The 20469-nt window shown below is 52.8% G+C and carries 17 protein-coding genes; 13 read left to right on the top strand and 4 right to left on the bottom strand.

All coding sequences use genetic code 11. The features are described from left to right. The first annotated feature begins 161 nt into the window (after positions 1-161). Positions 162-1121 (top strand): toxin-antitoxin system YwqK family antitoxin, encoded by a 960-nt coding sequence (locus E5K02_RS16235; protein ID WP_135396262.1) that lies wholly within the window; start codon positions 162-164, stop codon positions 1119-1121. Between the two features lie 54 nt (positions 1122-1175). Here the strand turns inward: E5K02_RS16235 and E5K02_RS16230 are convergent, their stop codons facing one another. Beyond that, on the bottom strand, positions 1176-1535 hold the full coding sequence (locus E5K02_RS16230) for a YraN family protein (protein ID WP_135396261.1): 360 nt from the start codon (positions 1533-1535) through the stop codon (positions 1176-1178). A gap of 345 nt (positions 1536-1880) precedes the next feature. Here E5K02_RS16230 and lipB point away from each other — a divergent pair, with 345 nt between their 5' ends. From lipB to porN, 10 genes are all read left to right on the top strand, one after another. Next, a complete protein-coding gene (gene lipB, locus E5K02_RS16225) occupies positions 1881-2651 on the top strand; it encodes a lipoyl(octanoyl) transferase LipB (RefSeq protein WP_240737323.1) in 771 nt (256 codons plus the stop codon). A gap of 3 nt (positions 2652-2654) precedes the next feature. Further along, complete coding sequence (locus E5K02_RS16220; RefSeq protein ID WP_135396259.1) at positions 2655-3071, top strand: hypothetical protein; 417 nt, start codon at positions 2655-2657, stop codon at positions 3069-3071. Between the two features lie 68 nt (positions 3072-3139). Then, complete coding sequence (locus E5K02_RS16215; RefSeq protein WP_240737321.1) at positions 3140-4207, top strand: MraY family glycosyltransferase; 1068 nt, start codon at positions 3140-3142, stop codon at positions 4205-4207. 73 nt (positions 4208-4280) lie between these two features. Beyond that, positions 4281-5411, top strand: coding sequence for a DUF4271 domain-containing protein (locus E5K02_RS16210; protein WP_135396258.1), 1131 nt, complete (start codon positions 4281-4283; stop codon positions 5409-5411). Positions 5412-5485: 74 nt separating this feature from the next. After that, positions 5486-6316, top strand: a complete 831-nt coding sequence (locus E5K02_RS16205; RefSeq protein ID WP_135396257.1) for a uroporphyrinogen-III synthase — start codon at positions 5486-5488, stop codon at positions 6314-6316. Positions 6317-6457: 141 nt separating this feature from the next. After that, positions 6458-7450 (top strand): PorP/SprF family type IX secretion system membrane protein, encoded by a 993-nt coding sequence (locus E5K02_RS16200; protein ID WP_135396256.1) that lies wholly within the window; start codon positions 6458-6460, stop codon positions 7448-7450. 237 nt (positions 7451-7687) lie between these two features. Continuing rightward, positions 7688-8692, top strand: coding sequence for a T9SS ring complex lipoprotein PorK/GldK (porK, locus tag E5K02_RS16195; protein WP_135396255.1), 1005 nt, complete (start codon positions 7688-7690; stop codon positions 8690-8692). A gap of 67 nt (positions 8693-8759) precedes the next feature. Then, positions 8760-9566, top strand: a complete 807-nt coding sequence (gene porL / locus E5K02_RS16190; RefSeq protein ID WP_135396254.1) for a type IX secretion system motor protein PorL/GldL — start codon at positions 8760-8762, stop codon at positions 9564-9566. A 55-nt stretch (positions 9567-9621) separates the two neighbouring features. After that, positions 9622-11202: a type IX secretion system motor protein PorM/GldM gene (gene porM / locus E5K02_RS16185; RefSeq protein ID WP_135396253.1), complete on the top strand. Its 1581-nt coding sequence runs from the start codon at positions 9622-9624 to the stop codon at positions 11200-11202. A gap of 47 nt (positions 11203-11249) precedes the next feature. Continuing rightward, positions 11250-12137 carry a type IX secretion system ring subunit PorN/GldN gene (gene porN, locus E5K02_RS16180; RefSeq protein ID WP_135396252.1) on the top strand — a complete coding sequence of 296 codons (888 nt, stop codon included), beginning with the start codon at positions 11250-11252 and terminating at the stop codon, positions 12135-12137. Positions 12138-12241: 104 nt separating this feature from the next. Here porN and uvrC read toward each other — a convergent pair whose 3' ends face one another. The 3 genes from uvrC to porW form a co-directional block, all read right to left on the bottom strand. Further along, positions 12242-14059, bottom strand: a complete 1818-nt coding sequence (gene uvrC / locus E5K02_RS16175) for an excinuclease ABC subunit UvrC (RefSeq protein ID WP_135396251.1) — start codon at positions 14057-14059, stop codon at positions 12242-12244. A gap of 165 nt (positions 14060-14224) precedes the next feature. Beyond that, complete coding sequence (locus tag E5K02_RS16170; protein ID WP_135396250.1) at positions 14225-16558, bottom strand: penicillin-binding protein 1A; 2334 nt, start codon at positions 16556-16558, stop codon at positions 14225-14227. Between the two features lie 9 nt (positions 16559-16567). Beyond that, positions 16568-19591 (bottom strand): type IX secretion system periplasmic lipoprotein PorW/SprE, encoded by a 3024-nt coding sequence (porW, locus tag E5K02_RS16165; RefSeq protein ID WP_167856444.1) that lies wholly within the window; start codon positions 19589-19591, stop codon positions 16568-16570. Positions 19592-19809: 218 nt separating this feature from the next. Between porW and E5K02_RS25585 the strand changes: the two genes are divergently transcribed. After that, positions 19810-20049, top strand: coding sequence for an AtpZ/AtpI family protein (locus E5K02_RS25585; protein ID WP_167856443.1), 240 nt, complete (start codon positions 19810-19812; stop codon positions 20047-20049). Positions 20050-20079: 30 nt separating this feature from the next. Continuing rightward, a complete protein-coding gene (locus E5K02_RS16155) occupies positions 20080-20463 on the top strand; it encodes a hypothetical protein (RefSeq protein ID WP_135396247.1) in 384 nt (127 codons plus the stop codon). Positions 20464-20469: the final 6 nt, after the last annotated feature.

Below are 20469 nucleotides of genomic sequence, written 5' to 3'. Positions count from 1 at the left end.
CCCCTTTGTTTTATCACAGTTCGCCGAATACGTAGCTTCTGGCGCAGCCGACAGGTGAGTTTAAGGATTGACCTTCGCTGAGCGGCTTAGCTCCTGCCGAGGCGCGGCACTAAATCCTTCTATCTTTACGTTCGACCCTTCGAATTCAGCCCATTTCGTTGATGCGCCTCCTTCGGTTCTCCTTTCTCCCTTTTGTGCTCGTGCTGCTGTTTCTGGCCGCGGCCTGCAGCAAAAAGACGGTTTCCTTTAACAGTAAGTCCGACCAGCCCGGTTTGTCGACGCTGCTGAGTGACTCGCTGACCATGGCCCGGGACACGACCAGCGCCCCCTCCCTGGACACCAAGCGCCTGGCTATGACCAAAGAGCAGGAGCGGGCCGCCAAGGAAAAGGAGAAGGCCGCTCAGCGTAAGCCAAAGAAGAAAAAGAATGTCTTTCTGGGCGAGAGAATAAAGAAGAGCTTTACCAAGTCCGGCCCCAAAGGCCGCAACCAAGTGATTGAGCAGTTCTATTACCTTAAAGTCTTCCGACAGCCCAGCGAATACGCACCGGCTCTGTATTACTTCAATCCCAAGAAGCGTAAAATCTTCAAAGCTACCACGGAGCTGAACCCTGCGACTGACAAAGTACTACACGGGCCTTATAAGAAGCTGCAGGGTGGGAAGGTAGTTGAAACCGGGTACTTCGCCCTCGGTACCCGTCACCTGCGCTGGGAGCGGTACAACAAGGACAATGTGCTGCTGACCAAGACGCATTACGAAATGGGTTTCCCCCGCGACGCGGCCGTGAGCTACTATGACGCCGAGCGTAAAAAAATTAAAGAGGTCATTCCCTACGTGGCCGGCAAAGTGGAAGGCGACTACGTGCGCTACCTCGAAAATGGACAGCGTGACTGGGATGGGCAGTTTGAGAATGGCAAGAAAGTCGGAACCTGGACCAAGTACTGGGGCTTCCGCAACCGGCGTCACTACGAGTACCAGTACGGCGAATCGGGTTACGACCCTGAAATAGCCGAACCGGAACTGGTCAGGGAGTATAATCGCAATTCCGTGCTGGTCTACGACAAGGAAAAAGGCATTGATAAGCGCGACGCGGTGACGGACCGACCAGGAGCCAAAAAATAACCTTTTAGTATGTAAGTGCCCAAAAGCCCGTCTGTCAGCAGATGGGCTTTTTTGTTAATAAAAAGCATCTTCAAAATGCTCGACGCGGAAGCCGGTGCTGGTTTGACTCAGGGCCAGAATGTCGAAGCGAATATCCCCGGGCCAGTTCACTTCATGCTGATATTGCTCGGCGGCCATGCGAAACAGCTGCCGCTTCCGCTCCGTCACAAACTCCTCCGGAAACCCATACTGAGTTGAGGAGCGGGTCTTGACTTCCACAAACACCAGCAGTTCCCGCCCGCGCTGCACGATAAGGTCTACTTCAGCCCGGCGGTAGCGGTAGCTCTGCCGGACTACTACATATCCCAGGCTGGTTAGAAAGGCAGCGGCAGCCGCTTCTCCTGCCTGCCCGAGTTGGTGCGCTAGGTGTGCCATTGAAGGTTGGGGAAGTTCGTCCAATTGGGGTTGGGACTAAATCTAGTACCTTTACGGGCTTTCTGTGTGAAGCCTAAATTCAATCAGGGTACTCTGCATGCGAATGGGCGGAAACAGGTAGGAGAGCTAAGAAGTCACTTCTCAGCGTCGATTACCCGTTATACAAAAGCAAAGGCAGGGCCCAGTGGTTGTGAAGCTGGTGGGTCGAGGTTAGGGCCGTTTGCCAGATAGTTAGTTGTCTGGCAAGTCGGCCTGAGCCTTCCGATTCGCTGAGAAACGGCTGCTACGGTTGAGCTTCTTATTGCGTCCACTATGTCTTTGTATAGTTCCTGTTCCACCTCAAGCTTGCCTCCAGCCTCTGGCACTCGTGTCGGCTCGGCTACCGAGACGCTTGGCCGCAACCGTCAGGTCACCGTCTACCAGCTGGGGCTAGCCGACTACGAAGCCACCTGGGCCCGGCAGGAAGAACTGCTGGCCGCCACCTTGGCGCTTAAGGTTCGCAACCGGCAAGCCGCTGAGGAAGGCCGGCCAGCTGAGCCCACGCCCAACTATTTATTGCTCTGCCAGCATCCCCACGTCTACACCCTGGGCAAAAGTGGCAAGCCCGAGCATCTGTTGCTCGATGAAGCGGGGTTGCAGCAGCACGGAGCCACCTTTCACCGTATCAACCGTGGCGGCGATATTACTTACCATGGTCCAGGCCAACTAGTAGGCTACCCTATTCTGGATCTGGACAACTTCTTTACTGATATTCATCGGTATCTGCGGCTGCTCGAGGAAGCCGTTATTCGTACCCTGGCCGAGTATGGCCTTACCGCTGGCCGTATTGCGGGCCTGACCGGCGTCTGGTTAGACTTTGAAGAAGGGGCTCCCAATCCGCGCAAAATCTGCGCGATGGGCGTCAAATGCAGCCGGTGGGTAACGATGCACGGTTTTGCCCTGAACGTTACTACTGACCTGTCGTATTTTGGCTACATCGTGCCCTGCGGTATCACCGATAAGGCCGTTACTTCCCTGGCCCAGGAGTTGGGTCACGCGGTTTCGCTCTCAGAAGTAGAGCAGCGCTTGGTGCCACATCTGGCAGCTTTGTTTGAAGCCGAATTTACCGTTGCCTGATCTATGAAAGAGCACATCACTTTCGACCCTGTCGAGGGCGTATCCATTGCCGTTGTTCCGGATGAAGCCGCCGCTACGGAAGAAAGCAACCTCGGCTGGCAGGTATATCTGCTTAACCACAACGACTATCCGCTCAGCAACGTCATCGTTAGTTCCAACGGTTATGGGGTGCAGCCTACCGGCGAAAGTGTTCGGACTTCTACCCTGCGGCACGTCATCTTGGAAGTAGAACCCCGCGCCGCCGTACCCATTGAGCCTATCGACCCCGCCCTGTTTCACCTGAACAACCAGTATTGGGTGAGCTATTACCGGGGGGCGCAAATCTTCGACAAGAAGTTCATCTTCGTTCCCGATTCGATTGTGCCTGCCAACCTGATTCACATTGCCCTGCTTGAGCGCGAAGGCGTGCTGCACAGCTAACCACCTAATTGCATAAAGCCAGGGAGTTCTAATTCTTGGCTATTTGCTTAAATTTGAGCCGATACGTGATGAATGCACTCGGAATTCAGTTGGGGTTGTCCTTTCTCTGGGCATTTTTAGTGGCGCTGTTTGCGGTGCCCTCCATTATTTACATTGCCCACCTGAAGAACATGCTGGATACGCCCAATGTGCGTACTGTGCATGAGTCCTTAACGCCGCGCTTGGGCGGTGTGGCGGTATTTGCCGGCTTTATGTCGGCCCTCACTATTTTCGCCGACCTCAGCAATGGGATTCAACAACTACTAGCAGGCTGCATCGTGCTCTTCTTTGTGGGGCTCAAGGATGACCTTGTCAGTATTTCTGTTTCCAAGAAATTCGTAGGCCAGCTGCTAGCTACTGGGGTCGTCATGATTATGGCCGACATTCGGGTTACAAGCTTCCAAGGCATTCTAGGTATCCACGAGTTGCCGATTGGTATCAGCTATGCCTTCACCTTTCTAGCGATTGTGGGTATTACCAATGCCATCAACCTGATTGATGGGTTGGACGGCCTCGCCGGTACTATCGTGCTTATTATCACTAGTACGTACGGGTATTATTTTGCCCGCTATGGCGGTGCTGGTTATGGCAACTACGTATTCGTCTCAGTCTGCCTCATTGGTGGAATGCTGGGCTTTCTGCGCTATAACTTCCACCGGGCCAGTATCTTTATGGGCGATACCGGCTCCCTGGTTTGCGGCTTCATCGTCTCGATTCTCACTATTCAGTTCATCGAAATGGGCTTGAAAGTGGGAGGCCCCTTTGCTTCCTCTTCGCCAGCCGTTGCCATTGGCATTCTCTTCGTACCGCTTTTCGATACCTTACGAGTTTTCATTGTGCGGATGATGGCGGGCCGCTCGCCGTTTTCTCCCGATAAAAACCATGTGCATCACCGCATCTTGGCCATGGGCTTCCAACAGATTAGCACTGTGATGCTCCTTGGTCTGCTCAATCTGGTCGTTATCTTATTTGTTATCAATTTTGCAACCCTTGGCAATACCCTGCTAATTGGAGCATTAGTGGCATTCTCGATTCTGATCAGCATATTCCTAGGGGTTTACCAAAGCCGTAGCGCCCAACAGCGCGTCGCGTCTTAAGCCAAACAAGGCGGTGCTAAAGGCAATAAGAAGTGTTGGGTGCCGAGTATTCTGGCTGGCGAGCCTGCTGTGTATGCTGCAGTGGAAGGGCGCTCTGGCTGCCGAGTACCGTCCTTTACCTGCCGCCGCTGAAAAGGGCTTATCCGCCGACTGGCTAATTCACGATGCCGCTCGGAACCGTTTGGTTCTGTATCTGCCCAATTACCACACGCCCGTACTCGCTTATTACCAGTGGGTTACTATTAGGCCCGGCCAGGCTTTTTCCATTACGTTCGCGGCGCCCAAAGAACTAAGTATTTTCCTGGACAATAGATTAGTATTCACGGCTACAGCCTCGGCCTCGTACACCTTGGATCTAGCCAAGCTCCTGCCAACAGGTTCAGCTGTGGGTGCTCATCTGCTATGCGTGTGGCACCCTGATACTCCACCCAACTTGTCTACTTTCGCCAATGCGCTGCCTGTTGCCCACGCTGCCGTCGATAAAAGGCTAGCAGCACCTGTTACAATCCAGCCGATACCGCGGGGGCATCAGGGGCAAAATGTATTCCTGTGCTTTCTACTCCTGATTGGTCTTTTGTACGGTAGCATCCGGGCTACGTATCAGCCCGGCTTCGCACGTATTTACCATTTTGAAGGGCTCTGGAGTAAAGCCTCCAACGACCAAGACTTTCTAACCAAACCAACCGTAACGTGGCTGAATTTGCTGCTGGTTATGGTCTTCTCGTTGTCGTTTGCACTCCTGCTAGTCGCCATTCATACCAATATTCAAAGCATCATTATCCTGCGTCGGCTTTTCGACGTCCCCGAGTCTGCCATCGTCGTCCGCGTGTTACTATATGCCGCCCTAATTGCCGCTTTCGTGCTAGGCAAGTACATATTTCTGGAGGTTATGGGGTACATCTTTGATGTAACTCAACTGGTCGTGGTCCAGTATCGGGAGTTTATGCGCACCATCCTTTTTATGGGGCTCTTCCTGCCGGCTGTCATGCTTCTCTATCTGGGGTTAAACCAAACTTTACCTGAAACAGTCTTGTGGGTATCCAATGGGGTGGTTTCCTTAATGTTGTTGGGAACCGTGATTCGGATTGCCCATACGCTACACCGGCGAGCATCCTTACTAAATCTGCATTTGTTTTCGTACCTTTGCGCCACAGAAGTGATTCCCTTAATCATTCTGCTCAAGCTGATTGTATTCACTTACTAGTGGCTTTGTTGCGGAAATCTTCTACCTACCCCAGCGCCGCCTTATTGCCTTAGATTTACCCTTTTTCTTACCCTATGGCCGAGAGCACAGACAAACCGGGGACGGGCCGTCATGCCAAGCGCATCTCCAGCATTCTGGTTACCCAGCCTAAGCCCGCCAACGACGTCTCCCCATACTTTGCTATTGCTGAAAAGTATGGTATCAAGGTAGACTTTCGCGAGTTTATCCAGGTTGACCCCGTTTCGTACAAGGACTTCCGCAAGGAGAAAATCAATATTGCGGAGCACACCGCAGTTATTTTCACAAGCCGGAATGCCGTAGACCATTTCTTCCGCATCTGTCAGGAAGCAAAGCTTGAGATGCCCGCGGAAATGAAGTACTTCTGCATCTCGGAGCAAACGGCCAATTACCTGCAGAAGTATATTGTGCTGCGCAAGCGTAAACTTTTTGTAGGTCAGCGAACTGCTGCCGACCTTTTTGACGTTATCAAAAAACACAAGAGCGAAAAGTTTCTGTACCCGTGCTCCGATATCCGCAAGGATGATATTCCGGAGTTCATGCGGGCCAACAACTTCAAGTTCACGGAAGCTGTCATTTATCACACCGTAGCCAGTGACCTCTCGGACCTGTCTGATGTGAAGTATGATTGCATCGCCTTTTTTAGTCCGTCCGGCATCAGTTCGTTGTTTATCAACTTTCCTGATTTCGAACAGAACGGGACGCGCATCGCGGCCTTTGGCCCTACTACCGCCAAAGCCGTACTCGATGCGGGTTTGGAGTTAGATATTGAAGCCCCTCAGCCCAATGCCCCGTCTATGACAGGTGCGATTGAGGCCTATATTCGCCTGCATCACGGCCCGGATGTAGGGAAGGAGAAAAATAAAAGTGGCAAACAAAGCGCCTGATGCGTAAAACAAACGGAAGAGCAATTTATTGGTCTTCCGTTCGTTTTTTCACAGGTTTGTTAGGGAGGGTTTTTTGTATACATTTGGTTATGCCTACGTTGGCCTATCCATGCCCTAACGCACCATATATCAAGCAGTTCTATGAAAAGAACTTTACTATCTATCCTGCTCACCTCAGCAATAAGTTCTGTTGCTCTGGCCCAGCAGCAGCCCCAGTTTAGCCATTATGGCTTCAATGGGATGTACCTAAATCCTGCTTATGCTGGAATTAAGGGGCAGGGGGAGATTACAACCCTGGGGCGCTACCAATATTTAGGTTACACCGGGTCGTTTGATGATGGTGGTTCACCGCAGACGTACACGCTTAGCGCCTCTCTGCCAGTAGCTGCTATTGGAGGGGGAGTTGGGCTTAGTGTGTTTCGGGACAAGATAGCGCAGTCAAGTATGACGAACGTGCAGCTCTCTTACTCCAAACATGTAAAGGTGGGAGAGGGAAAGCTTGGGCTTGGGATACAAGGTATTTTTAACCATTTGAGTAAGGGTATGTATCGCCCTGCTGATAAGGAGCCGGACAGCAGCGTTCCTCGGGATGGATCAGATCAGAAGTTTGATGCCGGCGTAGGGGTATGGTATGAGTCGGACAAGCTCTATGCGGGGCTGAGCGCCAATAACTTACTGCGTTCGGAGTATCGCTTTAAGAGTGTAGGGGGAGAGAACAGTGCAAAGGTTATCGGTGAAAACCACGCCTACCTAACAGCTGGATATAATATAGAGGCTTCCCCTTCCGTTGTTGTCACCCCTACTGTGCTGGTAAAGATGGTGTTGCCCGGTGAATTTGGTAATAATAATAAATTCACTTTCAAGAACAACTCTTACGAGGGTGGTGTTAGGGCAACGTTCAATGACAAATTTTGGGGTGGGGTTAACTACCGGCATGATGAGTCTTTCACGGGCTTATTAGGCATGAGCTTTGCTAAGGATAACGCTTTGCGCTTTGGCTACGCTTTTGACTTTATTGCATTTAATCAAGAAGCACGTGCATTCAGCTCCCACGAAATTATGCTCTCGTACCGACTGCCCAAGCCGGGGCCGGCTACCCGTCCAGCTGTCCGTACGCCCCGTTATAGCTTCTGATTTGAGGGGGTACCCACAGGGTTTTCTGAGTTGTTGGTCACCTAGATGGTGAATTTGTAGGGGTTTTACACTAACTCGTTGCTTTCCATCGTTTAACCGGTATCTACGCCGGTTCGTAGACAAAAGGTAAGCATTGAGCGACAGGCTTGCTAACGAGTGTATTATTCGCTAGATTTGCCGGCTCATTAAATTGTAATCTTAGGGTATCGCCGCCTGAACAGTCTTTTCTTCCTTAACATGAACAAGTTTCTCGTATTGCCTCTCGTAGCCCTGTCGGCGCTGTTCTTGGGAGGCTGTGGTTTCGGCAAAGGACCGCAAGGCGATTTGGTCGGAGCGGAGGACCGCCCCGAGTTCAATCCGCAGGAGGTGCCTTTTGGTATGGTGCCCTGTCCCGGTGGAACATTCCACATGGGCCAGACTGACCAAGACATATCAGCTTCTATGGTCAACATGAACAAGCAGGTAACCATTGCCGGCTTCTACATGGATGAGACGGAGATTACCAATAATGAGTACCGTCAGTTTATGAATGCTATTCGCCAAGACTCTATTGATGTATTGGGCGAAGAGTATGTTATGACGGAGCTTTACCCTGATACGACTGTATGGGTTCGCGACTTTACTTATCACATGGGTGACCCATTGATGGAGTATTACTACACGCACCCTGCGTTCGATGACTACCCAGTTGTTGGAGTCGACTGGTTTGCCGCTAAGTATTTCTGCAACTGGCGCACCAAGAATAAAAATGCTGCTAACGCTGAAGCAGGCCTCGCCCCAACTCCCAACTTCCGTTTGCCTTCAGAGGCAGAGTGGGAATACGCTGCTCGCGGCGGCCGCGACCTGGCCACCTATCCTTGGGGTGGTCCTTACCTGCGCAATTCTAAGGGTTGCATGTTGGCTAACTTCAAGCCCGGTCGTGGTGATTATGCCAGCGACGGTTATGCTTACACCGCGCCGGTAGGGGCGTTCTTCCCCAACGATTTTGGTCTGTACGACATGTCGGGTAACGTATCAGAGTGGTGCGATGACGCCTACATGGAAGCATCTGTTCCGGTTGTATGGGATATGAACCCAACAAACCCGGATGACAATGAGCCCCGCAAAGTGGTCCGTGGCGGCTCTTGGAAAGACATTTCCTACTTCTTGGAGACGGGCACTCGTAATTTCGAGTATCAGGATTCTGCTCGCTCTTACATCGGATTCCGGACTGCTATGATCCAAATTGGTTCAGCTCTCTAGAAAATCTGATATCTGCATCCCCTCGTTTTTACATCATCACACAACATCTTTTCAATTTCAAACTCAAATGGCAGCAAAAGGCGGTAGTTTCCTGTATGACGTGGTTATGCCCAAGGTGTACGGCATCGGGGCCGCAGTCGTAATCGTAGGGGCTTTGTTTAAAATTCAGCACTGGGATGGCGCTAGCGAAATGCTCATCGTTGGTCTCGGTACTGAAGCACTAATTTTCCTTCTGAGTGCATTCCAGCCTGCATCGCATGAGCCAGATTGGTCGCTCGTTTACCCAGAACTGAGCGAAGGATATGATCCTTCGACGGGTAGCAAGAGCTTTGCAGCAGATAACAATAGCAAGGGCTTGACCAAAAAGCTGGACGACATGCTGAAGGATGCGAACGTGACTCCCGAAGCCATTTCTTCGCTGGGTGCTGGCCTGAACCGTCTGTCGACGACGACTCAGCAACTGTCTTCGCTGGGTGATGCTACCAACGCTACGGAAGAGTACACGACGAAAGTTCGTTCCGCTGCTCAGTCCTTGGAGCGCATTAACAGTGCTTACTCGAACACGGTAGAAGCTATTACGGCTATGTCGAGCGCTACGGCTGATGCTAAGGAGTATCACTTGCAAGTGCAGAACGTAACCAAGAACCTGGGCGCTCTGAATGCAGTGTATGAGATGGAACTGCAGGATGCCAACACGCATCTGAAGTCCATGAACAAGTTCTATGGTACCCTGAGCCAGGCCATGGAGAACCTGACCGAGGCTGGCAAAGAAACCGACCAGTTCAAGCAGGAGGTAACGCAGTTAACCAGCAACCTGGGTTCGTTGAACCGGGTGTACGGTAACATGCTGAACGCTATGCGTGCTACCAGCTAATCTGGATATAGCACCACAAGTTTCCGTCCACTACATATAGAATAGGAACGACACGATGGCGGGAGGAAAAGAAACTCCGAGGCAGAAGATGATTGGCATGATGTACCTAGTACTCACTGCCCTTCTGGCCCTTCAAGTAAACTCAGCAATTCTACTCAAATTCAAGTTCCTCGACGATAGCCTCTCTGCTATTAACAACAAGGTATCGAAGTCGAACGATGGTACAGTAAAAGGGATTCAGGCTCAGGTCGAGAAAAACCGTAACCAAGCCGCTGACTTAGCTGTGCTAAAGCAAAGCGAAGAAATTCGTAAAACGACCCAAGATGTAATTGCTTACTTGGGTACGGTTCGTGAGAAACTCCTGGCTGCCACTGAAAACAAGGGCAAAAATGAGTTTAAGAACATGAGTGCTGAAGACAAGGTTGCCAGCACTATGCTCGGCGGCAAAAAAGACGGCCTCGCTTACGACATGAAGAATAAGCTTAACGCTTACTCTTCTTACATTCAGAAGTTTGTTCCTGGGGTGGCTCCTTTGGCTCTTGACGCTAAAGACGATCCGATGGTTACGGACAAAGAGCAGCGCAACAAGAACTTTGCAGAGCTGAACTTCGAGAATACTCCGGTAGTAGCTGCTCTAGCTACGCTGGCTCAGAAAGAAGCTGAGGTACTGAAGTACGAGTCAGATGCTCTGGCTGCACAGTCGGCTAAAGTTGGTGGCAACATCATTGTATTTGACAAAGTGGGTGCATTCGCCAGTGCCGAGTCGAACACAGTGGCTGCCGGTACTAAGTACAAAGCTGAACTGTTCCTGACGGCATCGGCTACGGGCCTCAAGCCCTCGATGACCTTGAACGGCAGCCCGCTGGCAGTTGGTCCCGATGGCAAAGGTAAAGTTGAGTTTACGGCTCGCCCCGGCTCGTTTGATGCTGCTGGCAACGCCAAGGCCCAGTGGACCGGCACCATCCGCTTCAAGCAGAATGGCCGTGACACGACCTTCAAAGTGACGGTTCCTTACACAGTGACCAAGCCTGTAATGCAGATTCAGTCGGCTTCGGTGCAGGCGCTGTATTTCAAGTGTGGTAACAAGCTGAGCGTACAAGTGCCTGCACTGGGTGCTCAGTACAAGCCTGGCTTCTCGGCCTCGGGCGCTTCGGTAATCAGCGGTGCTAAAACTGGTGAAGTTACGCTGGTGCCTAACTCGCGCGAAGTAACTCTGAACGTTAGCAGTGGTGGTAACGCCATTGGCTCGCAGACCTTCCAGGTTCGCCCGATTCCTAAGCCCGAGATTAAGTGCATCGTCGGTGGCCGCGAGGCTAACGAAAAGCAGGGTACGCCTATCACGGCAGTTCGCAACATGAGCCTGAAGGCTGTGCCGGATGCTGGTTTTGCTACCTTCCTGCCGGACGATGCTCGTTACCGCGTAACTCGTTATGAAGTAACTCTGGTGCGTGGTAAGCGTCCTGCTATTCCGACCCGCACCATCAACGGTCCTGAAGCTAACCTGAACGACGTAGTAAACTCGGCCCGTGAAGGGGACCGTCTCTACATCGAAGTAAAAGAAGTTCGTCGCTTGAACTTCCAGGATCAGCAAGAGGAAGTTAACGTAGCGAAGCAGTTCAATATTCCGTTGCTGTAAGCGTTATTCATCTGAACTAACTGCAGCGCTTTTTTGATTACCACGGTATGAACAAATTCCTTTCCTTCGCCGCTCTGGCGGCCAGCCTGACGCTGTCGGTCTCAGCATCGGCTCAGGAGCAAGCTACGACCGCCAGCAGCAATGGCTCGTACCGCCCGATTCCTAATTCGGACATCATGTTCCGCAAGACGATTTGGCGGGCAGTGGACCTTCGCGAAAAGCAGAACAAGCCTATGTTCTCCGAAGGCAAAGAAATAAGCCGGGTAATCCTGGAAGCCGTAAAGCGCGGTGAATTGCAGGCTTATCGCAATGACTCGCTTACGTCCACTTTCACCCCTACTGAGGTTTCGGGACGTATGTCCTACGTCGAGGCCAGCGCTGGTTTGAGTGAAGAGGAGAAGGCAGCTGGTTTCACCGAAGAAAGCACTGATGACGGTTGGGGCAGTACTCCTTCCAAGGGTAAAAAAGGCAAAACTGCTGCTAAGCCTAAAGCTCCGGCGGCCCCGCCAAGCTACGAGTACCGCTACAAGGACTTGTATCAGATGGAATTGAAAGAGGATATGATCTTTGACAAGAAACGGTCACGGATGTATCACGACATCAAAACCGTTACCCTGCTGGTTCCTTCGACGCTCAGCTCTAACGTGTCGGGCATCGAAACGCCGATTGGTACTTTCAAATACAGCGACTTGGTTCGGGTATTCCGCGCCAACCCTGATAAGGCCATCTGGTTCAACTCACAGAACGATGCCCAGCACAAGAACTTGGCTGATGCTTTCGAACTGTGGTTGTTTAACTCTTACATCGTAAAGGTTTCGAACCCGAACGATTCACGTCTGGACGAAGTATATGGTGGCCCGCAGCAAGGTATCTTGGCTGCTCAGCAAGCTGCTTCCGACCTGATTGAGTACGAGTACAATCTGTGGAGCTTCTAAGCCACAGATTTCTCTACATTCGGTAGTTAACTACTAAGCAAAAGAAAAAGCCTCTTCCGCATGCGGAAGAGGCTTTTTCTTTTGCTTGATCTAAGCAGCTGTGGCTACTGATTAGTTTCAGCAGCTTCTTGTTCGCTGAAGTAATTGAGTAGGATCCGGGCCTTGGCCTTGCCCACCTCTTCTATGAGCTGAGCTTCGGTAAGTTCTTTGATCTTCTTGACCGACTTAAATTTAGTCAGCAGCTTTTCGGCCGTGACTGGCCCCAGACCCTTCACATCTGTTAACTCTGTTTTGAGCGTGGCGGCGTCGCGGCGGCTGCGGTGGAAGGTGATGCCGAAGCGGTGTACTTCATCGCGCATGCGCTGAAAAAGACGTAGTGACTCACTTTTCTTATCGATGTACAGAGGAAGCGGGTCGTTGGGTACATAGATTTCCTCGAGCCGTTTGGCAATGCCAATCACGGGAATCTGCCCCCAAAGATTTAGGTCTTTCAGCGCTTTGACGGCCATGCTCAATTGGCCCTTACCCCCATCGACAATGACCAGCTGCGGCAAGGAAGCCCCCTCGTCGACCAAGCGGCGGTAACGGCGGGTAACTACTTCGTACATCGAGTCGAAGTCATTGGGGCCTACCACGGTTTTGATATGGTAGTGTCGGTAGTCCTTCTTGCTAGGTTTAGCGTTCCGGAAACACACCATGGCAGCCACCGGGTTGTCACCTTGGAAGTTGGAGTTGTCGAAGCACTCTATGTGCTTAGGGAGCTCCGTTAGGCGTAAATCCTTCTTGATTGTCTCCATGATGCGGACTTCATTTAAGTCTTTGGAGCGGTCATTCATGCTTTCCTTCTCCTTGCGCAGGTACATCACGTTTTTGATGGATAACTCCAGGAGCTTGCGCTTATCCCCAATCTGAGGAACCGTGACAGTCGCGTTGGGAATGGGAAGGTCGGGTAAGGCCACGTTGACCAATATCTCGCGTGACTGGCTCTCGAACTCCTCCCGCATCTGCATAATCATAGGAGCTAAGATTTCCGCATCGGTTTCGTCCAGCTTCTTCTGTACTTCTACCGATTGGGTCAGGATAATGGCGCCGTTCATAACTTTGAGGTAGTTGATGAAAGCGCTTTTCTCGTTAGCGGCAATGCTGAACACATCAATATTGGAGAGCGAAGCATTAACGACCGTAGATTTAGCCTGAAACTCATCCAGGCGGTCGAGCTTCTGCTTCAGGGAATGGGCTAGTTCAAACTGCTGATCTTGGGCGGCAGCCATCATCTTTTCCCGGAAGTAAGCTTTAGGCACGCTTAGGTTACCGCTCAAAATATTGCGGATCTGTTGAATATTCTGGTTGTACGACTCCTCATCTACCAACCCTTCACAAGGACCTTTGCAGTTGCCAAGGTGGTACTCCAAGCATACCTTAAACTTGCCTGCCGCTACGTTCTCGGGCGTTAGGTTGTAGGTGCAGGTCCGCAGGGGATATAGGGCCCGAATCAGCTCGAGCAGGATGTTCATAGCCGTTAGATTGGCATAAGGGCCATAATAGCGCGAGCCATCATTAATCTTCTTCCGGGTTGGTAGGAGCCGCGGAAACCGCTCGTTGGTCAAGCACAGGTACGGATACGTTTTACCGTCCTTGAGCAGGATGTTGTATTTGGGTTGGTTTTGCTTGATAAGGTTATTCTCCAGCAAAAAGGCATCCGATTCACTGTCGACTATGGTGAACTCGATGCGCTTGATGTTGCGTACCAGCTGCTGGGTTTTCTTATTATGGTCCTGCTTGTTGAAGTAGCTACTAACACGCTTGCGGATGTCAATGGCTTTGCCAACGTAGATGATGCCTTCATCATCGAAAAACTTATAGATACCCGGGCGGTGGGGAAGGTGCCGGATTTGCTCTTGCAGATGGTCTTGGGCTGCCATAAGGACAATAGGCGTAGAACGGAGGTATGTTTAACTCTTAAAACAGAGGCGGGGTTGGGATAATTCGGCCGGACGCCGCTGGGAAGCATCTGCAAGGAAATAAAAAGTGGCAGGTGAAAATCACCTGCCACTTTTTAGATAGGGCGATACAAAGACTCAAAAGGCTTAAATATCCTCGTCGTCAATGTCCTGCAAATCCGTCTGGTTGAGCTTCTGGTCGTAGGGAATCGTGTCGCGCTGGCCACCATAGTAGCGGCTGCAATCAATCTCGATAGATAGCGGCTGCGCGGGCTTGGGGAACGGGCTGGTGCTGACTCCAATGCTCTTATCGGCGTAGACCTTGCGCATAAACAAGCCGTAAATGGGCAAAGCAGCCCGGGCGCCTTGGCCATAGGTACCCGTGCGGAAGTGAATGCTCCGGTCTTCGCCCCCTACCCACATGCCGCAGACCAAGTCGGGCGTAATGCCCATAAACCAAGCGTCGGAGTAGTTGCTGGTCGTACCCGTCTTGGCCCCAATTTCATAGGGGAATTTGAAGCCCGTCTTTAGAATAACTGATGTGCCGCCCTGTTCGGTTGTAGCTGCCTGCAGCATGTAGGTCATCAGGTAGGCCGTTTCCTCACTGAGCGCCTCGCGGGTTTGGGGCACAAACTCGCGCAGGACGTTACCGTTCTTATCCTCAATGCGCGTCACCATCATGGGAGCTGTCCACACACCTTTATTAACGAAGGTGCTATACGCGCCGCTAAGCTCGTAGATGCTGACGTCGCTGGAGCCGAAGCCCACGGCCGGCACTGCTTCGATAGGCGAGGTGATGCCTAGGCGTTTGGCATAGGATACTACGGTTTCCGGGCCAAGCTTTTGCACCAGCCAGGCCGTGATGGAGTTCATAGAGCGGGCCAATGCCTGGCGCAGCGTAAAGGTGCGGCCCGAGAAGCCGCCCTCAAAGTTCTTGGGTGTGTAGGGAGCCCGTCCGGCTACGGCCGGAAAGGTAGTGGCAATGTCGGGGCGTTGGTAGCAAGGCGAATAGCCCTGGTCAATGGCCGCGGTATACACAATAGGCTTGAACGTAGAACCTGGCTGGCGCTTGCCCTGCTTTACGTGGTCGTACTTAAAGTACTTGAAGTTGGTACCACCTACCCAAGCCTTGATCTGCCCGTTTAGGGGGTTCATGGCCATGAACCCCGCGTGCAGGTAACGCTTATAATAAGCCAGGGAATCTAAAGGCGACATCAAGACTTCTTTCTCACCCTGCCACGAGAAGACCATCATCTTGTACTTCTTCTTTAGATAGTAGTTGATGGAGTCCTTGTTGCCGTCAAAGCGGTTGTCGAGGGACTTGTAGCGCTCCGTGCGCTTGATAGCCGTTTGCAAGAAGTTAGGAATTACTTTGCCATTTTCGTCGCGCCAGGGCAGCTGGCCTTTCCAATGCGCGTCGAACCACTTCTGCTGCAGCTTCATGTGCTCGGCTACGGCTGATTCGGCGTACTTCTGCATCCGTGAGTCAACCGTCGTATAGATTTTCAGGCCGTCAGCGTACAAGTCGTGGTCGGTTTCCTTGGCCCACTGCAACAGCGCCTTGCTGACCTCGGCCCGGAAGTAAGGGGCAATGCCCTTGTTGGAGTTCTCGACGCTGTAATGCAGCACAATCGGCTTGGCAGTAGCCGCAGCGTAAGCTGGCTCATCAATGAAGGCATACTTCTTCATTTGACCCAATACCCAGTTGCGGCGGCGTTTGGACCGCTCCGGGTTGCGAACAGGGTTAAACCAGGACGGCCCGTTGACCAAGCCTACCAGCAGCGCCGACTCTTCCAGATTCAGGTTCCGGGGCTGCTTGTTGAAGAACGTCTTGGCGGCTACGTTGATACCGAAGGCATTGGAGCCGAACTCAGCCGTGTTGAGGTACATGCGCAGAATTTCGCGCTTGGTGTAGTTGCGCTCCAGTTGCACCGCCACAATCCACTCCTTGGTCTTGATGATAAGCGTACGTAAGCCGGGAACTTGGCTCAGGCGGCCGTCATTGAGGTCTTCGCGGGTGCGAAACAGCATCTTGGCCAACTGCTGCGTCAGGGTGCTTGAGCCGCGCCGCACGCTGCCTCTCACCATGTAATACGGAATAGCAGCCAGCCCTTTGAAATCAATGCCGGAGTGACCTTCGAAGCGCACATCTTCCGTCGCAATCAGGCCATCAATCAGGGGCTGGGGCAGTTCTTCGTAATCGACGGGAGTACGGTTTTCCCGGAAATACTTACCCATCAGTGCCCCATCAGCCGAGTATATTTCGGAAGCCAGCTCGCTCTTGGGGTTTTCCAGCGTTTTAAGGTTAGGCATGCGCCCAAACAAATTCAGGAAATTGACGCTAACCGCTAGGATATAAAGAATAGAGCCCACTATACCACCGGCAAAAAGTAGCCAGAGCGTGCGGGTAAGGTTGGTGAAGCGGCCCGGTCGTTGCGGTTTGCGCGACGACGTTTTGGGCTTGGTGGCAGGGTAAGCCATGCAGAAGTTCTACGGTCGGTAGGTTTGTTGGTAGAAGCGCTGATACTCTTCCACATCCTTGCTTTGGAGCAGCAGCGGCAGATTATCAATACCAATAATGAGGGTTTGGTAACCCGCGCCGCGCAATTTGCTTAGCGGCGACTGAGGGCCACGCAGCTTCAGGGCATAGCTTTGGGCCACTTTGGAGCCCGGCAAGGATTGTACCACCACCAAGTCCATTGCTTCCCCCAGCACCACTTGCTGCACTTGCAGGTTGTTGACGCGGTAGAAGCGGTTATTGTAAGCCGCCAGCTGTTCGGGCAAGGTCTGGACGAGGGCGGCACCTTTCGGGAAAGCCAGGACCACCGCATGCCCCGCGGCTAAGTTGGTTACGTAAGCCGTGGCCGGTTTGGCTGGTGGGGCAACAGGCTCAGTAGTGGGAGCTGGGGGGAGGGTAGTAGTGGAAGCCCCGGTGGGTGGCTCCGGAGCCGGGGTAGCTGGCGCCGAAACAGGAGCTTTGGTCGGCGTTTTAGCGGGTTTCCCTTTTTTGCTTGGTTCCTCTGTTGTAGTCGGGGTTGCTGCCGGGGCCGGAACCGAGTTAGCTGCGGGAGTAACGGGAGGAGCCGGCGAGGGCATAACGGGTACTGGTGACGTAACTGGGCTGGCGGGCGTCTCGTCGACACCGTAGAAAATGCGCAGGCGGTTGTCTACCTCGCCGGGCTTGAACATGGAAACCGAGGGCTTGTCGGTAGAGGCCAAAGCGCCGGTTATCTGCCCTTCTTCGTACCGCTTATAGCTGGCTAGCAACTCCCGGGCCGGCCCGGTAAGCGGACTTTCGGGGTACTCCTTCTGAAACTTTTCCACCGCCAGCTTGGCTGCCGCCGGGGGCTGGGTCCGAATAATAAGTAAGGTATTCAGGTAAGCTACCCGGTCGTTGAGGTCACTGACGGGGTTCTGCTTCTTGGCGCGGTTCAATACGGCCGTAGCTTTCTTAAACTCCTGCTTTTTATAGAAAGCAAAAGCCGAATCCAGCTTCACCGCTACTTGCTCATTGGCAATAGAAGCGCGTCGCAAGTATTCAGGGTCGGCCACTAGGCGCGCATACGAGGAGTTCGGGTATTCCTGGCGCAGGCGCTGGGCATACGCGTCAGCCTTGGGGTCGTTCAGCTCTTTATATAGCAGATAAAGGCTGTAAAACACCTCCGGCGAATGACTGCTCTTCGGGAAGCGGGCCACCAGCTTTTCGTAGGTTTCAACGGCCCGGGCCTGTTCCTTTAGTTGCTGGCTATAAATGGCCCCCAATGCAAACAACGCCTCTTCCACGAGTTTATCGGAGGCCTGCAGCTGGGCCGGGGTCAGAGGAATATTCTGGCGGTATTGCTGTACGAGGGCCTGAGCCTGCACTGCCGGGTCGACGGCCGGAGCCAGCGTAGCACCGGCCACTGGGTTGACGCTGGTGCTACTTGCGCCGGCAATCGACAGGGGTACATTACCACCCTGGTTAGTGGTGGGGGAGGTAGAGGCTTGGCTGCTGATGCGCCAGTTATCCTGCAATTGCCGGTCGCCCCACTTGCGGATAAAGTCAGCCCGGGCTGTACTCAGGGCCGTAGGGTTGTCGAAGTAGAACAGCGCACCACCTACCCCGTTGGCCAGCGCCAGCGGATCTACATCCGGGTCGCCGGGGCGAAGAGAGTTTACGGCTCCATTCGTAGCTTGCTGCTCACGACGGGCCGCCATTTCCTGCTGGGCCGCCTGCCGGTCGGCTTCCTTCTTACGGGCGGCCAGTTCGGCATTGGCATAGGCTAGCAGTTGATTCCGCAAGGCCGCCGAATCCAGCCGCGCCAGAGCTTGTAGGCTGTCCTGGGTTTCAATGGTGGTAATCTGCTTGGCAAACTCCTTCAAAATCTCGCTGCGCTCGGCTGTAGCAGCGTACTCGGGTACTTCCCGAGCCATATTTTGCACGGTGCTGTCGTAGTAAGCCGCCGCAAGACGATACTTCTGCAGGTTCTCGTAATAGATGCGCCCGGCCAACAGGTAGGTATAGGCTTTCTGAGCGCGGTTGTTGGAGTTGGCCCGAGCCGACTTGCGCAGCAAAGCCAGGGAGTTGTCGTAGCGCTGCTGCCGGTATTCCAGGCGCGCCATTTCGTAGTAGATCTTGTCGGTGTACTCCTTATTCTTGGTGTCCTTGAGCAGTTTGGCAAAATACTTATCCAGCCGGGCCCGGTCCGTAGCATTCAGATCCGATACTTGGCCTAGCATCAGCTTGGAGAAGAAGTCCAGCTCGTAGGGCGGGTTCTTTTTCAGAATCTTGTTGAGCTGGGCGTAGGCTTCCTTGTCCTGCCCGTTGGCTTGGTAGAGCTGGGCCAGAATGTAGCGGGTGCGCGACTGCTCGTTTTTAGGCGAGATGTAAGGAATGGCCTTTTCCAGATTGACAATGGCCTGTTTCTGGTCGCCGGTGAGCAGAAAATACTCGGCCCGGGTCAAAAACAGCTCCCGGGCATTTTCCTCAACCCCTTTCTCCTTATCTAATATGTCCGAAACAGCTGCGGCGTTTTCGTATTCTTTCAGCGCCAAAAAGGTGCGCATCAGCCAAATCAGCGCCTCGTGCTTGGTGTTTAGGCTTTTGCTGGTTGTATTGACGTACTTAAAGGTCTTACCCGCGTCCTCGTACTCCTTTTTATAATAGCGCGCTTTACCGATGAGCAGATAACTGTCGTCGGTCCAGTCGGAGCCGGGGCGGTGCTGAATCGGAATCGACGCCTTCTTGATAATATCGTCCAGATCGGCCGTAACGCGGGCCACGGTGGCGTCGTCCAGGGTTGGGAAAAGCGGCAGCACCCGGTTGTAGTCGTTGACGCGCCCTTTGTACAAGGTTTCTTCGGTGGCTCGGAGTTTCTCCCGGGCCAGAAAGAAGCCATTGTCGCGGGCGACGATATTCTCATACGCATGGCCCACTACGGACTTGCGTTCCGAAGAGCAGGCCCCAACCCCAAGCAGCACAGGCAGCACGGCAGCGGATGCGAAAAGCAGGCGGAAAAGCGGATACTTCGTCAAAACAGATAGTGGAGTCGGGGCCTCAGATTGCAGATTTAAACGCGCAAGCTCCGCTGATTCGTTCGCTCAGGAGAGAAGCACTGCTTCTACAACGCAGCACTTTGGGTAAAATTACGGTTTTTCCGTGGCCGCCACTGTTTGCTTGCGTATCGGGTAATTCAGGTAACTGTCAGTGCCCGGAAAATCAATACTTTCGCACCCCCAAACCTGCTTTCATCATGGCCGCTGCTACTCCCACCCCCCAGAATAATAACGAGTCGGACCGGCTGCGGGCTTTTGCCAAGTACTCAGGCCTGGGATTTCAGATGCTGGCTATTATCGGCGTCTGCGCCTGGGGAGGAGTGAAGCTTGATGAGTACTTTCAGAATGATAAGCCCTGGTATACCATTGGCCTGATGGTCTTTGGTTTAATAGCGGCTACGTACCAGGTTATACGCTCCCTTTCTCGCAACGAATAATACCTAATCGTGCAGTTTCTTCGCAACTTTTTGATTTTCTGCGCCATCATCTGGGTCGTCATGTATGGCCTGCAGATGCAGTTTGGTGCGGCCGTCATTCACCCGTTGGCTTATTATGTCCTGGGCTTCTTTGCTGTGCTCACCGGCATCACGTATTGGCTAACGGCCCTGCTGCTCAAAGCCAACCCGGACGGGTTTATGGTGGCCTTCTTCGGAGGTATGGTTATGCGGCTGCTTTTGTCGCTGACCCTGGTGATGATCTTCCTTTATAGAGGAGGGGGCAAGCAAGGTCACGGCACCTGGACCTTCCTGGGGAGCTTCTTCCTCCTGTATTTCTTGTTTGCCGGGTTTGAAATCTGGAGCATCCTGAGTAACTTGCGCCCGTTTTCAAAACCGGGTGAAAGCCAAATATGAAGGTTT

Source organism: Hymenobacter metallicola (genome assembly GCF_004745645.1).
Lineage (GTDB): Bacteria > Bacteroidota > Bacteroidia > Cytophagales > Hymenobacteraceae > Hymenobacter > Hymenobacter metallicola.
The sequence above is the reverse complement of the archived record's forward strand: the minus strand, read 5'-3'. Positions and strand labels throughout refer to the sequence as shown.